The organism is Paraburkholderia terricola (assembly GCF_900142195.1).
GTDB classification, from domain to species: Bacteria; Pseudomonadota; Gammaproteobacteria; order Burkholderiales; family Burkholderiaceae; genus Paraburkholderia; species Paraburkholderia terricola.
This window is the reverse complement of the sequence record NZ_FRAB01000001.1, coordinates 309,259-323,109: the sequence shown is the minus strand read 5'-3', so window position 1 is coordinate 323,109 and position 13,851 is coordinate 309,259. Positions and strand designations below refer to the sequence as shown.

The 13,851-nt window shown below is 64.5% G+C and carries 13 protein-coding genes and 1 tRNA gene; 4 read left to right on the top strand and 10 right to left on the bottom strand.

Going from position 1 to position 13,851, the window contains the following annotated elements:
• Positions 1 to 213 precede the first annotated feature (213 nt).
• The 3 genes from BUE39_RS01475 to BUE39_RS01465 all read right to left on the bottom strand — a co-directional run bounded on the left by BUE39_RS01475 (position 214) and on the right by BUE39_RS01465 (position 4,123).
• Complete coding sequence (locus BUE39_RS01475) at positions 214 to 1,167, bottom strand: glycosyltransferase family 2 protein (RefSeq protein WP_073426871.1); 954 nt, start codon at positions 1,165 to 1,167, stop codon at positions 214 to 216.
• Positions 1,168 to 1,333: 166 nt separating this feature from the next.
• Positions 1,334 to 2,068: a Crp/Fnr family transcriptional regulator gene (locus tag BUE39_RS01470; protein ID WP_073426870.1), complete on the bottom strand. Its 735-nt coding sequence runs from the start codon at positions 2,066 to 2,068 to the stop codon at positions 1,334 to 1,336.
• Between the two features lie 1,002 nt (positions 2,069 to 3,070).
• On the bottom strand, positions 3,071 to 4,123 hold the full coding sequence (locus BUE39_RS01465) for a DUF1839 family protein (protein WP_073426869.1): 1,053 nt from the start codon (positions 4,121 to 4,123) through the stop codon (positions 3,071 to 3,073).
• A gap of 355 nt (positions 4,124 to 4,478) precedes the next feature.
• Here BUE39_RS01465 and BUE39_RS01460 point away from each other — a divergent pair, with 355 nt between their 5' ends.
• The 4 genes from BUE39_RS01460 (at position 4,479) to lepB (ending at position 8,105) form a co-directional block, all read left to right on the top strand.
• Entirely contained in the window at positions 4,479 to 5,012 is a 534-nt protein-coding gene (locus tag BUE39_RS01460) for a GNAT family N-acetyltransferase (RefSeq protein ID WP_073426868.1), read from the top strand.
• Between the two features lie 408 nt (positions 5,013 to 5,420).
• Positions 5,421 to 6,140: a FadR/GntR family transcriptional regulator gene (locus tag BUE39_RS01455; protein ID WP_073426867.1), complete on the top strand. Its 720-nt coding sequence runs from the start codon at positions 5,421 to 5,423 to the stop codon at positions 6,138 to 6,140.
• Between the two features lie 139 nt (positions 6,141 to 6,279).
• A complete protein-coding gene (locus BUE39_RS01450; RefSeq protein ID WP_073426948.1) occupies positions 6,280 to 7,278 on the top strand; it encodes a Gfo/Idh/MocA family protein in 999 nt (332 codons plus the stop codon).
• Positions 7,279 to 7,406: 128 nt separating this feature from the next.
• Positions 7,407 to 8,105: a signal peptidase I gene (gene lepB, locus BUE39_RS01445; protein WP_073426866.1), complete on the top strand. Its 699-nt coding sequence runs from the start codon at positions 7,407 to 7,409 to the stop codon at positions 8,103 to 8,105.
• Between the two features lie 38 nt (positions 8,106 to 8,143).
• Here lepB and BUE39_RS01440 read toward each other — a convergent pair whose 3' ends face one another.
• The 7 genes from BUE39_RS01440 to BUE39_RS01410 form a co-directional block, all read right to left on the bottom strand.
• On the bottom strand, positions 8,144 to 8,803 hold the full coding sequence (locus tag BUE39_RS01440; RefSeq protein WP_073426865.1) for an amino acid ABC transporter permease: 660 nt from the start codon (positions 8,801 to 8,803) through the stop codon (positions 8,144 to 8,146).
• A gap of 182 nt (positions 8,804 to 8,985) precedes the next feature.
• The gene (locus BUE39_RS01435) at positions 8,986 to 9,789 is read right to left on the bottom strand and encodes a cystine ABC transporter substrate-binding protein (RefSeq protein WP_073426864.1); all 804 of its coding nucleotides are present in this window, start codon (positions 9,787 to 9,789) and stop codon (positions 8,986 to 8,988) included.
• A 92-nt stretch (positions 9,790 to 9,881) separates the two neighbouring features.
• Positions 9,882 to 10,907: a quinone-dependent dihydroorotate dehydrogenase gene (locus tag BUE39_RS01430; protein WP_073426863.1), complete on the bottom strand. Its 1,026-nt coding sequence runs from the start codon at positions 10,905 to 10,907 to the stop codon at positions 9,882 to 9,884.
• 203 nt (positions 10,908 to 11,110) lie between these two features.
• Positions 11,111 to 11,935, bottom strand: coding sequence for an arginyltransferase (locus BUE39_RS01425; protein ID WP_073426862.1), 825 nt, complete (start codon positions 11,933 to 11,935; stop codon positions 11,111 to 11,113).
• A 114-nt stretch (positions 11,936 to 12,049) separates the two neighbouring features.
• Positions 12,050 to 12,787 (bottom strand): leucyl/phenylalanyl-tRNA--protein transferase, encoded by a 738-nt coding sequence (gene aat / locus BUE39_RS01420; protein ID WP_073426861.1) that lies wholly within the window; start codon positions 12,785 to 12,787, stop codon positions 12,050 to 12,052.
• A gap of 9 nt (positions 12,788 to 12,796) precedes the next feature.
• A complete protein-coding gene (locus BUE39_RS01415; protein ID WP_073426860.1) occupies positions 12,797 to 13,342 on the bottom strand; it encodes an NUDIX hydrolase in 546 nt (181 codons plus the stop codon).
• Between the two features lie 205 nt (positions 13,343 to 13,547).
• A tRNA-Met gene (locus BUE39_RS01410) sits at positions 13,548 to 13,624 on the bottom strand.
• Between the last annotated feature and the right edge of the window lie 227 nt (positions 13,625 to 13,851).

Here is a 13,851-nt window from a genome sequence, read left to right as displayed (position 1 = left end):
AGCCTTGCGCCGCGCGCAGTGTCGACGGAAAAGAGAGCGGCGCCTGGTTACGGCGCAGCCCCTTTTTTGCGCGGCATGTCGTCGTGATGCGTTGACGCGTTTTATCGCGGCATGGGCGTATCGAACCGGTCGCCGGTGGGATAGGCGTCCACATACGCGCAGCGGCCTTGCCTCTTTTTGTGAGGCCGCGTATGAGGCCGCGCGTCGGTTCGCTCAGCGCGCCGCCTCCTGCCATGCCCCGCGCATTGCGCGTAGGCCCACTCGCCATTTGCGAAGCGCAAGCGCCACTCCGCCGCGCTCGAATGCCAACGACAATGCGCGCAGGAACCCCGGGTCCGCGCGATCGCCGATCAGCGTCGAGTAAACGACGAAGGCCCATCTGCCGTGCGGCGTCAGGTATTCGCACATGATGAGCCGGAGATTGAATGACGCGTTATAGAAAGCCGCGTCGTTGAATGTGAAGTGCTGATCTTCATCGCTGCGCTGCGCGGGAAAATGCTCGACCAGCAGCGACGGGTCGTAGATCAGCGTCCAGCCGCGCCGCTGCACGTCCAGACTGAAGGCCATCTCGCAGTGAGCCTGCGCGCCGGTGCCGCGCAAGCGCGAGTCGAAGCGCAGCGCGCCGATCGCCTCGCGGCGAAACGCCATGTTCACGCCCTTGAGCACCTGAACCTTGCGCGCCTTGCCGTGGCCGATATGGTGATTGCCGATGGTCCGGCCATACCAGCGCACGAGGCCCACGCAGGGCTTCTGCCCCTGCGGAATGCCGTTGCGTTCATGCACGATGTCGCGTCCGCCGAGGCCGCCCAGCGCCGGATCGTTTTCGAAGGCGCGTGCGATGCGCGCGACCCAGTCGGGATGCGGTGCGGCGTCATCGTCGGTGAAGCAGAGCACGTCGCTGCTCGCGCTCTCGATGCCGAGGTTGTACGCGGCGACCACGCCCGGGTTGCGCACCAGCACGATCCAGCGGCGCGGGTCGGGGCGCGTCGCGTCACGCGTGCGCAGCCAGTCGAGCGTCGCGTAATCGTCGTGACGCACGACCACGATCACCTCGTCGGCGCGGCGCTCCTGCGCGTCGAGCGCCGCGAGGCAGCGCGCGAGGTCGGCGGTGCGCCGGTACGTCGGCACGATCACGGAGACTTTCACCAGCGGTTCGCGTAGTGGCATGGTCGGAATGCGTTGTGGCCGGCAAAGCCGCCGCACAGGGTGGCGGGCCTCGCAATGCGCATCGTGGGAGCGAACCCGCCTCGCGCGACCACGAAGCGCGCGTCGAGGCATCGCGCGGTATTCCTGAACCTGGTCGACCCAGCGCGGGAGTCGAATGATTCAACGCTTACTCGACGGCCTCGGCCTGGCGCAAGCGCGGCAAAAGGCGGTCGAATTCGCGCTTGACGAGGCCATAGCATTCGCATGCGCGCGCTTCGAGTCCCTTGCGGTCGAGCACCTTGATATGGCCGCGGCTGTGATGGATCAGCCCTTCGTCGTGCAACTTGCCGGCCGCTTCGGTGATGCCCTCGCGGCGTACGCCGAGCATGTCGGCGATCAGTTGCTGCGTGACCGTCAGATCGTTCGACGCCACCCGGTCCACTTCGATCAGCAGCCAGCGGCACAACTGTTTGTTCAGCGCATGGTGGCGATTGCAGGCCGCGGTCTGCGCGACTTGCGTGAGCAGCGCGTGCATGTACAGCAGCATCAGGCGGCGCAGAAAATCGGAGCGGGCAAATTGCTGCTTGAGCGCCTGCGCGTTCATGCGATACGCGAAGCCGGCGCATTGCACCTGCACGCGGTTCGGCATGGTTTCGCCGCCCGTGAGCACCGGTACGCCGGTCATGCCCTCGCGGCCGACTGCGGCGATTTCCACCGAGCTGCCGTCTTCCATCGTCGAGAGCATGGAGATGATCGCGGTGGTGGGGAAGTAGACGTGATGAATGCGTTGACCGGAGTCGCACAGCAGTTGCTCCGTACGCAGATGAACCAGTTCGAGATGCGGAGCCAGCGCTTGCCATTCGTGCGACGGTAATGCACCGAGCAAATGGTTGCCGTGCAGATCTGATTGGAGTGTCAACATGATCGGTCCTCGCGTGGAAGCCGCGTGCCGCGGCTTCCTTGTTTTTTGATCCGACGCCTGCATCCTTTAAAACAGCGCTGCCCCGCGAGCAACGAAGAGGATGAACAGGATCGGCCCCGTCTTGGCCTGATACGCAGCCGCAGTTGTTGTCGTTCGCGGCATGCTGTGTTGCGCTTTGTTCTTAGCGAGGAGCGTGCCAATGATCGGAAAAGTGAGTGCTGGTGCGGCACAACGAACATAGCCTTAGCGATGCGCGAAGCCAAACGTGTCTTTTTGTTTCAATTCTGTACAGCGCCGACCTCGCGCGCCGACGCCTCGCGGGGCGGGGTTCTTCGAGCCAAGTCCTTGATCGGACTGGCTTAGATGCGCTCGGGCGCGGCTTCAAGCGAGCCGTCTCGCGGCGGCAATGGCCTCTGGATGGGCGTGGTGAAGGCGCGTCCGGGATGTGCCGGAATTGATTCAGATGTGTTCAGTACACTGCGTGCGCTGTCGTACGGATCGTCTTTTTGACGGCTCGGAAGTCGTGAAAAAACCAACAGTGACTCCGCAGTCCAGACAGGGGGCTGCGTGTGGCGCCAGGTATTAGGCAGGTCGCGACCGCATACCCGGATGCGTCGGACATTTAACCCTGAAGCGTGGCGGATAACGCATTGACCGCGCGCACTTCGCCGGGGGCGCCGCGCATGTTGCGTCCGCGTTAAACGCGCGGTCGGTTGCGTGCGCAATGAATCGTTCGGGAACGAGAGGAAATGGAGGAAACAAACGGCACGACGCAGGAGCGATTCGGCGCCGGACACTCCACGCCGCCGTCGCGTAGACAGACGGGTTCGAACCGCGCGTGAAACGTTTGCGCGCGCCTGTCGAGCAGACGAATATCGAGGGCGTTGAGGCCATCGACGGCCCGAATGGCCTGGATGGGTTGCCGCGCTCGCGCGAGGCCGTGCCGCGCGCTTCCAAGTCGGCCCTGTGGCATCGCTCAAGCCCCGAGCGCGAGACGGCGCGTCACAACACCAGCGCGGCGAGCGGCGGCAGCGTCTTTTCATACGCGCTTTCTAGTTCGTCGAAGCAGTCCTCGCACAGGTCGCGGCGTGCGCGTGCGATCGCGCGCAGGAGCCGGAACTGCATCGCCATCGACTCCGACGCGATGCTCTGCGCCGCCGCCGGAATCGATGCCGGAATGTCGAAGCCCTGTGCGGTCAGCCACAGCAGATACTTCGAGAGAAACTCGAAGTTCGCGCCGAGTTGTCGCGTCAGATTGAACGAGTACGGATGGAAGAACGCCTCGCCGCGTTCGAGCAACGTCTCGAGATGCGCGGGAAACGCGGCACGCCATTGCGAAATCGGATTGGCGAGCGGCCGGCGGCGCAGATGGGCGCACAACGATTTCGCCGACGCGTCCGCGAGCGCGGTGCCTTCCAGTGCGGGGCGCGCCTGCTTGGCGAACTCCACATAAGGAAGCAGCAGATCGGGCTGCTGCGCGAATTGCGGCAGCTTGCGGAACACGCCGTCGTAGTCGTCGCCGTCCAGCCGGTGATAGCCGGTGTTGTGAAAATAGCCGAGGCGGCGCGCGGCGGGGTCGACGAAATCGATGCCCACGATGGTTTTCGAATGCTCGCGCCGGTACGACGTGGCGCGCGTGTTCGGCAGGTAGTAGCCGTCCACGTCCACGAGCACCGTATGGCCGCGCGAGGTTTGCGCGAGCACGCGCGCCTCGAGCGAATCGTAGATGGCCAGCTCCTGTACCTGGGTGCCGTAGAGCCGGTCGAGATCATCGAGCGGAAATTTGATGAACGTGAACTGGTCGCCTTCGAAATCCTGCGTGACGGTGAAGCCGAACGCCGCGCGCGGCTCGAGTCCGAAGCCGTGCAGCAGTTCGATCCACAAATCGACGTAGCAATGGGTCTCCTGCCATACGCGCTCGCCTTGATGCAATGCGTGCGGCGCGTGCTGGCGCGGCCGGGTTTCAGGCGCGGGCGTGCCGCGTTGAGCGGGCGCCGTCGCGAGCGAGGATAAACCGGCCGGTTCGAAAAGGATGCGTCGCGATGCGTTATTCATGGCGGGTGGCCCGTGTCGTTTTCAACGGCCTCGAATCGGGCAGGCGTCTAACGAACACATCGGATCGTTTCTGACGCCTGGGCGTGCATGGGTGCTTATCGAGGCGGCTGACGCCATTACTGCGCATCGCTCGGACAAGGCGCGCCTCGTCGCCGCGTTTTGCTGTGCGTGGAGTCCGGTGCCGAGGCTGTCGCGAGGCCGCGCACGATGCCTTGTATTAGACGAAGTGTCGAAGCCGAACGTCGGTGCGATGCCGCACGGAAACACGCCTATGGCGGACGTACCGTGTAGCCATGACAACGGACCGACGCGCGAAGGCCCGTGTCGCTGAACTCATTGACCGCAAGGGAACGTGATGAACTGGAAAACGCTGGAATTCGAGCAGCTTTCGGCACGCGAGTTGTATCTCATCCTGCGGGCGCGTAGCGCGGTGTTCGTCGTCGAACAGGCGCACGTTTGTCTCGACGCCGACGCTCGTGACGAACACGCGTTGCATGTGTTCGCGGCGGACGACATGACGCGATCCATGCCGATCCTCGCCTATGCACGCCTGCAACCAGGCGACGCCGAAGATCCGGACATCACCATCGACAAAGTACTGACGAGCCCGCTGCGGCGTGGCGACGGCACCGCCGAACGGCTGATGGAGCGCGTGCTGCAGACGATCGCCGAGCGTTGGCCCGGCCACGCCGCGCGCGTGAAGGCGCCGCTCGGCTTGCGCGACTTCTATGAGCAATTCGGCTTTCGCAAGACCGAGGGGCCGTACCTCGCGCATGGCGTGCCGTTCATCGTTCTGACGCGCCAGTTGCGCGGCAACCCGCTGCGCTTCGGCACGCGGCCGCGCGAGCGCGGCGGCGCGGCGGACATCGACACCGTCGAACTGTTGTGATGGGGCGAAGGCCGATCACACCTTCCACCACACGATCTGAATCATGGGGATCGACAGAACTCAGCGCCGCGCGCTGTCCGATCCGTAAGTCTTTTTCGGCCTGCCCCTAGCCGCCATTCGCTCATGGGTCAGACAATTCATCCGATTGCGTGCGTCTTCGCACGATGCAAGTAGTTCGAAGCAGGCACGCTTGATACGCAAGCTTAAGGTCCGTCAAAAGGTCCGGCGTTACACAGAAGAAACAATTCTTCAGAGGGATAACCCTGTCAGGAAGTCCCCCAACTGGCGCAACCGTTTTGAAGCTAGCAACGTATCGAAAGAGCATAACGATGTCGATATAGAAGAAACATAAGGGCCGTTTTATCAACAGGCTACGCGGGGATCAACACCGCTTCGGGGAGAGTCGTCATGGATCAGGCAAACAAGGATCGATCGTTGGTCAGCAAGGTGATGGATGGACTCGTCACAGGGATCGTCGAGGAGAAATACGGCGCCATTCTGCCGCCGCAGGATGTGCTGTCGAAAGAGTTCGACGTCAGCCGCACCGTCATGCGCGAGGCGCTGTCGATGCTGCTCGCGCGCGACATGCTGGACGTGCGGCCGAAGATCGGCACGCGCATCCGGCCGATGAGCGACTGGCGCATGATCGACGAGGACGTCGTGAGCTGGCGTTTTCGCGCGAAGCCCGATCCGCTGTTCGTGCGCGACGTGATCGAGTTTCGCAGCCTGATCGAACCGCGTGCGTCGGCGCAGGCGGCCGCGCGCGGCAGCGCGGCGGACATCGCGGCGCTGCGCGAGGCGTTCGAGGCGTTCCGCGCGATCCGCCCGAACGAGCCCGGCTATCAGGAAGCCGACGAGCTGTTCCACACCCGCATCGTGATCGCGAGCGGCAATCAGTTCTTCAAGCAGATGGCCGCGATCATTCGCGGCGCGCTGTCGACGGTCAATCCGATCGTCAACCAGAAGGAAGGCGCATGGGAAGGCGCGGTGAGTGCGCGTCAACGCGTGGTCGAGGCGATCGAACGGCGCGATCCCAAAGCAGCGGAAGCCGCGTCGCTCGCCATGATCGACCACACCGCGGAAGAGATGGGCAGCACGCTTTCCGAACCACCGCCGGTGCGTGGCTGAACGCCGCGGCACGCCGGCTTCTTTCCTAAGAGACCTTGCATGACGGACGGTGCGCTCATGGGCGCGCGCGAAAGTGCGCGACGTGGGCGACGTGCGCGACAATAGCGCCTGTTCTGAACTGCACGGATTCGAAGGAACGATGACAAACCCACCGCAGGAAACCCTCGCGAACGACGTGATTCGCTGGGGAATCGTCGGCACGGGCCGCATTGCCCGCCGTTTTGCTCAAAGCCTCGCTCATGTGCCGCAGGCGTCGCTCACCGCGCTGTGGTCGCGCCGCGCCGAACCGGCCGCGGCCTTCGCCGCGGAATTCGGCGGCGAGGCGTGCGCGAGTTTCGACGCGCTGCTCGCGAGCGGTATCGACGCGCTCTATATCGCCACCATCCAGGACAGCCACGCCGACTACGCGGTCGCCGCGCTCGAAGCGGGCCTGCATGTGCTGTGCGAGAAACCCGCCGCCATCAATCAGCCGCAACTCGAGCGCGTGCTCGATGCCGCGCGCGCCGCGCAACGGCTCTTCATGGAAGCCATGAAGCCGCCGTTCTATCCGCTCTACCAAAAGCTGCGCGCGCAGCTCGCCGCCGAACCGATCGGCGAGGTGGGGCTCGTGCGCGCCGGCTGTTCGGTGCCGGGCGTGCCGGACGATCATCCGTCGCTGTCGTTCGAGCATGCGGGCGGCGCGCTGCTCGACATCGGCGTCTACGAAATGTTTCTCGCCGTCGACTGGCTCGGCGTGCCTCATGAGGTGCAGACGCTCGGACGGCTCGGCCCGACCGGCGTCGATACGTTCGCGAGCCTGAACAGCCGGCATGAGCGCGGCATCGCGCAACTGTTCTGCGGCCTCGATCTGCACGGCAAGGGCGATGCGCTGTTGATGGCGAAAGGCGGGCATGTGACGATTCACGAGCCCTGGTGGAATCCGTCGCGCGCGACGATCCGTTACGCCGACGCTCATGTGGTCGAACTCGACGAGCCGTTCGAAGGCGGCGGCCTGAACTATGAGACCGCGCATTTCTGCGAGCTGATTCGTGCCGGGCAACTGGAGAGTCCGGTGATGCCGCATGCCACCTCGCTGCGGATGATCGCCATGGCCGATGCCGCGCGCGCCGCGCTGGGGCTCAGGTTCGCGGGAGAGTGAGGGGCGCGTTAAGGGCAAGTGAAGGGCAAGTGAAGGTTAGCGGTGGTACGATTTGCGCGCGCATGCAAGGCGCAAGAATCGTCCGCATGTCCGCAGCTTTCGAACCTCTTCCATGGGAGCCGTCCACGATGCGCATGCTCGGAAAACTTTGGCGCGACAACAAGAGTCCTGTCGCGTTTCTCTTCCTGATGGTGCTGTTTCGCAGCGCCGTGGCCGACTGGAATAGCGTGCCGAGCGGCTCGATGCTGCCGACGATCCGCGAAGGCGACCGGATCTTCGTCGACAAGATGGCCTACGATCTGCGCGTGCCGCTCACGCATATCGCGATCGCGCATCTGCACGAGCCGCAGCGCGGCGATATCGTCACGATCGATTCGTCGGTGGCGCATGACTTGATCGTCAAGCGGCTGATCGGCTTGCCCGGCGACAGCGTCGCGATGCGCGACAACGTGCTGTATGTGAACGGCGTGCGCGCCGATTATCAGCCGCTGAAACTAAAGCCGCTGCCTGGCGACACCGCTTCGCCCGGCGACTATCTGACCGAACGCTTCGAGGGCGTCGCGCATACCGTGCGGCTCGCGCCGAATGCGCCGAGTCCGCGTGACTCGTTCGGGCCGGTGATCGTGCCGCCGGGCGAATATCTGATGCTCGGCGACAATCGCGACAACAGCGCCGATTCGCGTTACTTCGGTTTCTTTCCGCGCAAGGAGTTGATGGGCCGCACGCGCCGCGTGGCGTTCTCGCTCGACCCGGATCGCTACTACGCGCCGCGCTTCGAGCGCTTCGGCGCGCCGCTGGACCCGGTGTCGCCCATGGCGAGCCGTTAGCGAAGCATGAGTGAGCCGCTAGCCGACGCCAGCGTTGCTCAGTGGCGCGAGGGCAGCGCGAGGCGCCGCTCGTACCAGCGCTGCACCCATTCGAGCAGCTGGCACAACACCCAATAAATCGCGGCGGCCGCGAGATACAGCGGCAGCGGCTGATAGGTCGACGCAATGATTTCCTGCGCGCTGCGCAGCAGTTCGGTCACGGTAATCACCGATACCAGCGAGGTGTCCTTGATCAGGCTGATCAAGCTGTTCGACAAACTCGGCACGGCAATGCGCAAGGCTTGCGGCGCGACCACATAGCGCAGCGTCTGACGGCGCGAGAGTCCGAGGCTGTAGGCGGCGAGCCACTGGCCGTTGTGAATGCCGAGGATCGCGCCGCGCATGCTCTCCGACAGATACGCCGCCACGTTCGCCGACAATGCGATCACGCCGGCCGGCGTGGGGTCGAGTGAAATGCCGAAACTCGGCAAGCCGTAATAGATCACGAAGATCTGCACGAGCAGCGGCGTGCCGCGCATCACGCTCACGTAGAGGCGCGCGAGCCAGTTGAGCACGCGGTTGTGGCTCACGCCCATCAAGGCGAGCACGGCGCCGGCAAGCAGGCCGAAGAACATCGACAGAACCGCGAACTTGACCGTCAGGACAGCGCCCTGCGCGAGCACGGGAAGCGATTGGACCAGCAGGGAAGTGATGGACATGAGCGGAAGTCGGGTTGGCGCGCAAAGCGCACATCATAAACTTGAGCGGGGGGCGGGGCGGAGGGCGGGGCGGAGAGCGAAGCGCCGTTGACGCGCAACGTGGACCGCAAGCAAAACCGCGCGACACAAAAGCGAAGGGCGGCACCATCGCCGATGCCGCCCTTCGGTTTACCTCGCGCCCGTTACTTGATCGGCTTGCTGACGTCGATGCCGAACCACTTGTCCGAGATCTTCGAGAACGTGCCGTCCGCTTCGAGCTGGATCATTGCTTCGTCGATCGCCTTGGCGAACTTCGGATTGCCCTTTTTGAACGGAATGCCCGACGGGTTGCCCGCGCCGACGGTTGCGCCCGTGCGCAGCGGCAGTTGCGAGTTCTTCAGCAGATACGCGAGCATCAGGCGGTCGTTGAGCGCCGCGTCCAGCCGGCCGGCGGCCAGATCACGCAGGTATTCGGGCGCGCCCGGATACGTCTTCACGTCGATGCCCGGCACCGACTTCGCCATGTCCATGTAGTTGGTGCCCAGACCGACGCCGAGCTTCTTGCCCTTCAGTTCGTCGAGCGATTTGAACTGGCGCGAGTCGTCCTTGCGCTGGATCAGTTGCGCGGCCGAGTACGTGTAGGCCGGCGAAAAGTCGAGCGCCTGCTTGCGCGGGTCGGTAATGCCGACCTGGTTGACGATCACGTCGAACTTGCCCGCCTGCAGACCGGCGATGATGCCGCTCCATTCGGTCGTGACGAATTCCGGTTTCACGCCGAGTTTCGCCGCCACCGCCCTGGCGATGTCGACGTCGTAGCCGACCAGTTCGCCCGACGGCGCCTTTGAATTGAACGGCGGGAAGGTGCCCTCGAGACCGACGCGCAGCGTGCCGCGTTGCTTGACCTGATCGAACAGATCCTCCGCGTGCGCGGTGACGGAAGTAACGGCGGTGAACGACGCGCCGATCAGACCGGCGACGACAACCTTTTTCAGCAAGCCAAATTTCATCGTGTTCCTTTTTTGTTCGCCTGGCGTTTTAGCAGACGAAAGCTTAACAAAGCAGACTATCGAAACCAAAATACCGTTTGTTCATGCCTATATTACTGACGCAGCGCACGCACGCATTCGCCCACCAGCGCCGGCCCGCGATAGATGAAGCCGGTATAGAGCTGCACCAGCGAGGCTCCCGCCGCGATCTTCGCGCGCGCGTCGTCGCCCGAGAAAATTCCGCCGACGCCGATGATCGGCACGGTCTCGCCGAGTTCGGCGCGCAGCTTGCGGATCACTTCATTCGACGCGTCGAACACCGGCTTGCCCGACAGGCCGCCGGCCTCGTCGCCGTATTGCATGCCGGCGACCGCCGTGCGCGAGAGCGTGGTGTTGGTCGCGATCACGCCTTCGAAGCGGTGGCGCAAGAGCGTGTCGGCGATCGACTTCACCTGTTCGTCGTCGAGGTCCGGCGCGATCTTCAGCGCGAGCGGCACGAGCTTGCCGTGCATGTCGGCGAGACGCTGCTGCTTGTCCTTGAGCGCCGCGAGCAGCGCGTCGAGTTCGCCCGCGCCTTGCAACTGGCGCAGGTTCTTCGTGTTCGGCGACGAGATGTTGACCGTCACGTAGCTCGCGAACGGGTACACGCGTTCGAGGCAGTACAGATAGTCGTCGGCGGCGCGCTCGATCGGCGTGTCGGCGTTCTTGCCGATGTTCAGCCCGAGAATGCCGCGATAGCGCGCGGCCTGCACGTTCTTCACGAACTGGTCGACGCCCGCGTTGTTGAAACCCATCCGGTTGATCACGGCGTTCGCCTGCGGCAGACGAAACATGCGCGGACGCGGATTGCCCGGCTGCGCGCGCGGCGTCACCGTGCCGACCTCGATGAAGCCGAAGCCGAGCGCGGCCAGGCCGTCGATGCACGCGCCGTCCTTGTCGAGCCCCGCGGCGAGCCCGACCGGATTGCGGAACGTCAGGCCCATCACGGTGCGCGGCGCATCCGGCACGTGCGGCGCGAGGACGCCGGCGAGGCCGGCGCGGCCGGCCGCGCCGAGCATACGCAAGGTGAGGTGATGTGCGTCTTCCGCGTCCATGCGAAAGAGTTGGGCGCGTACGAGCGGGTAGAGGGAACTGAACACGGGACGAAGCCGGGCGGCCGGAAAATGGGAACCCGCTATTTTACCGGCTTTGGGGTTTCAGGGAGACGCGTTGGAAAGCGGGCGCGCGCCGTTTCATTGCCTGGCCGGTGGGTGGCGAAAGTAGTGCGGTAGCCGTCGCTCGCATGGCGCAGGGGCCGGGCGGCTTGCGAACGTATTCGCGAGCCCGGCGTGCCACCAGACGGTCAAGGCCTGAGCGGTCCGCCGCGCCTGCCGTGAATCGCCAGATCGACCGGCGGCAGATCGACGCCGTTCGGGTCGAGCACTCGCCACGCGCCGTCGATCAAGCCTTCGAGCGGCCGGAAATTCGCTTTGTACGCCATCTTCGGACTCTCGCGAATCCAGTAGCCGAGGTACACGTAGGGCAGCTTCAGGCTGCGCGCCTGCTCGATCTGCCAGTAGATGTTGTAGGTGCCGAAGCTGGTGTGCGGCAGTCCCGGCTCGAAGAACGTGTACACGGACGAGAGTCCGTCGCCGAGAATGTCGATCATGCTGATCATGCGCAGGATGCCGGGCGCGTCCGGTTGATTCGGCAGCGGCTCGCGGAATTCGACCAGCCGCGAGTTGATCCGGCTTTGCAGCAGGAACTGCTCGTATTGATCGCGGCTGTCGCGATCCATGCCGCCGCCCGCATGCCGCGCCGACTGATAGCGCATATAGAGCGCGTAATGCTCTTCGTCGTAATGGAGCGGCGCGACGGTGGCGACCATCTCGCCATGCTTTTTCCAGACCCGCCGTTGCGTGCGGTTCGGCTCGAACCGGTCGACCGGCACGCGCACCGGCACGCATGCGCGGCAACCGTCGCAATAGGGGCGGTAGGTGAACACGCCCGAGCGCCGGAAGCCCGCCTTGACGAGGTCGGTGTAGACGTCGGAGTTGATCAGGTGACTGGGCGTGGCGACTTGCGAGCGCGCGATGCGCCCATCCAGATAACTGCAGGGATAAGGCGCCGTTGCATAAAATTGCAGCGCCGAAAGCGGGGAAAGAGGCAGCTCGTTGGGATGAGTCACGTTGGCAGCTCTCGAAGCGTCTCTGTGATGCAAACCCGGCGCCTTGCGGTTGACGACCCGCGGCTCGTGACCCGCGGCTCGATGGGCGGCGAATCCGGATTCGGCCTGATCTTCCTACGCCGCTCGCGCGAGCACATCGAGCAGCGCGGTCTTGTCGAAACGCCATGGAATCGGCGGTGCCTCAACAGCCGCGCGAACATGCGCGATGAACGCCTTGCGCGCTATCTCGCGACCGCCGAGCGACGCCAGATGCGACGTGTTCTGCTGGCAGTCTATCATTTCTATTTCGTGACGGCGCAAGTGCCCGACAAGCGCGGCCAGCGCCATTTTCGACGCATCGGTGACGTCCGCGAACATCGATTCGCCGAAGAACATCTTGCCGAACGACACGCCGTACAAACCACCCACGCGCTTGCCCTCGAACCACGTTTCGATGCTGTGCGCATCACCGATCCGATGCAGCGACGAATACGCCTCGACCACGTCCGCGGTGATCCAGGTGCCGCGCTGTCCGCGTCGCGGCGCCTGCGCGCACGCGCGCATGACGGCGGCGAAATCATGGTCGACGCGAATCTCCCAGGCGTCGTCGCGCAACACCCGCTTGAGCGTCTTGCGCAGCGACGGCGATACCTTGAATTCGGCGGGGACGAGCACCATGCGGGGATCGGGGCTCCACCACAACACGGGTTGACCGTCGGAGTACCAAGGGAAGATGCCGCGCCGGTAGGCGTCGATGAGGCGCGACGGCAGCAGGTCGCCGCTCGCGGCAAGCAGGCCCGGTGCGCCGCTCGACGCGCCGAGCGCGCGCTCGACGGGCGGGAACGGATCGTCAGGTCCGAGCCAGGGAACCATGCGCGCCGCTCAACCTTCGCGCAGCGAGCGGAAGATGTCGCCCGTGTGCAGGCCGAAGCTGCCGGCGGCGCGGTCGGCGAAGAAGAAACGCAGGGTCTGGCCGACGGTGGGAAAGGCGATCTCGTCCCACGGAATTTCGTGTTCCTCGAAGAGTTGCACTTCGAGACTTTCCTCGCCGGCGGCGATGTCGAGGTCGAGCAGCCGCGCCATGTAGAACAGATGCACCTGATGCACGTGCGGCACGTTCAGCAGCGAGAACAGGTTCTGCACCTCGACGCGCGCGCCGGCTTCTTCCAGCGTTTCGCGCGAGGCGGCCTCGGCCGTGGTTTCACCCATTTCCATGAAGCCTGCCGGCAGCGTCCAGTAGCCGTAGCGCGGTTCGATCGCGCGACGGCACAGCAGCACCTTGTCGTCCCACACCGGGACGGTGCCGACCACGTTGCGCGGATTCTGATAGTGCACCGTGCCGCAACTGCCGCAGACGAAGCGCTCGCGGTTGTCGCCCGGCGGAATGCTCAGGCTGACGCCCTGGCCGCAGACAGAACAGAATTTCATAGGAAGGGGACGAGAAAGGGTGATAGGAGTTTATCACCGGGACGGGGGTTTTCTGACCTCGGCGATGGCCGGGTTGGCGATGCGGTGCCGAGCGCGGCACCGTGAAGAAACATCGGGACGAAACGCGACGAAGTGGCGGGGGAAAACAAAAAAGGCCTGCCGGTTGGGCAAGCCTTCAATGTTGTTTTCGACGTTTCGAGACACTTGGTTGCGGGGGTAGGATTTGAACCTACGACCTTCGGGTTATGAGCCCGACGAGCTGCCAGACTGCTCCACCCCGCGTCCGTCGAAGAAAAGATTATAGAACAATGCGGATGGCCGTGCAATAGCTATTTAAGAGCCGGCTTCAATCGTGCGTGCGCGCCGCTGGCGGCCAGTCTGTGGCGCGCTTCGAAGTCGCGGTGCGCACGGGTGGCGTCGCATGCGGGCAGGCCGTCGCAAGGGGCTGCGCTAGAATCGGGTTCTCTTTCGCGCGGCGCCGCCCAGGCCTTCATCGCCGGCGCACGCTC